Origin of the sequence: Flavobacterium maritimum, from assembly GCF_040049085.1 — a bacterium.
Lineage (GTDB): Bacteria > Bacteroidota > Bacteroidia > Flavobacteriales > Flavobacteriaceae > Flavobacterium > Flavobacterium maritimum.
This window is the reverse complement of sequence record NZ_JBDLZY010000016.1, coordinates 1-1,624: the sequence shown is the minus strand read 5'-3', so window position 1 is coordinate 1,624 and position 1,624 is coordinate 1. Positions and strand designations below refer to the sequence as shown.

At 33.1% G+C, this 1,624-nt stretch carries 2 protein-coding genes; both read right to left on the bottom strand.

Annotation, left to right across the window (positions count from 1 at the left end):
* On the bottom strand, nucleotides 1-616 hold a 616-nt coding region (locus tag ABEB23_RS18055; protein ID WP_348814119.1), incomplete at its 3' end, for a heavy metal-binding domain-containing protein.
* Between the two features lie 2 nt (nucleotides 617-618).
* On the bottom strand, nucleotides 619-1,624 hold a 1,006-nt coding region (locus tag ABEB23_RS18050; RefSeq protein ID WP_348814117.1), incomplete at its 5' end, for a TolC family protein.

Here is a 1,624-nt window from a genome sequence, read left to right as displayed (position 1 = left end):
TTACTCTTTTGGCGGAAGCCAATGCATTTATTTGATTAAGAGTCATTCCGTACAACAGTAATTTTTGCTTTGATGCTGTAATGATTGATTGGTTTTCCGCGTCACTGGAGATTAAATAAATGAAATTTTGCTGTTCGGTCAGTAATTCAGGACTGTACAAATCAAAAATTTTCTGTCCTTTGGCTACTTTTTGGTATTTATAATTGACATACATTTTTTCAATTCTTCCACTCGTTCTTGCCACAATATTTAAAGTAGAATTGGGGTCGTATACCACTAGACCAGGCAAATTTATTTCGCTGCTTATAGTAGTATCTTTTGGCGTAGTGGTTTTATAATTACCTATTATAAAATTATCGGTGCGTTTCAAAAGATTCTCGATTGAAGTGCTTTTTTTAGCATGACTGGAATCTTGTTTTTTTACTAAAGTCATTCCGCAAATGGGACAGGTACCCGGTTTGTCCCGAATGATTTCAGGATGCATGGAACAGGTATACACTTCTTTTTGATGCTGAGCGTGTACAGGCTCGTCAGACCTTATTGCGAAGTAATAGATTGCAAATCCAATAATGGAAATGAGTATAACTATTAAACTATATTTTAAATATCGATTCATAATTAATTGGTTTCCATTTGTTTTTCGATTTCTATTTGAGTGTTTAGAATGGCTTGTAATTTGTCTAAAAGATCCATTTGAGCCATGTTTAAAGCCTCCCATGCATCAAGTACCGCAAACAAATCTCCGGTGTTGTTTTGCCAGGCTATAATGGCGGTATCGTAATTTCTTCGTAAGGCTGGAATAATTTTTTTTTCAGTAATATCATATTGCTTTTTTAAGTTTGTCAGCTCTATATTCATCCCAGAAATCATCCCTGAGGCTTCGTTAATAATCATCTGTTTTTGCCAGTTCAGGCTTTCATTTTTTATTTGAAAACTATTGATATTAGCTTTATTCATTTTTGATGACCACGGTACAAAAGGAATATTAACCATAAGCATTAGAGAAAATTGTTGTGGTTGCTCCCCAAAAGCAAACATGTGGTCGTACTTGACACCAAATTCGGGTAATAATTTTGTTTTTTCTGCTTCTATTTTCAATTGATTTAAAGCCATTGTTTTCTCAATAGCCTTCACATCGCTCCGGTTTTGAGAAAGTGAAGTGGAGTCTGATTTTATGAAATCAAAATCATTTAGTTTATAGGTTGAATCTATTTCAAAAGCCATGTTTTTATCTCTTGCCATCAAAATATTGAGCATAATTCGTTTTTGAGAGATGTCATTTTGAGACATTACAATCATATTTTCTAATGTGCTGTATTGTGATTTTGCTTTATAATATGTTGGTAGTTTATCCATGTTGTACTGATATCGTATTTCCATACTTTTAATCATATATTCTAAAAGCAATAAATTATCCTTGGCAATTTTTACTTTTTTGTTCAGGATTAACCATTGGTAATAATTCGTTTTTGCAATAGCTCTTAATTGATTACTGGTGTAATTTTTATTTTCGACCTCGACCGAAGACATTGTATTCATATAATTAAAATCGGCTTTTAGTTTGGAAGCATTTGGAATCATTTGTGTAACCCCCAACATAAAACTTCCCATCCCGGGACTCATT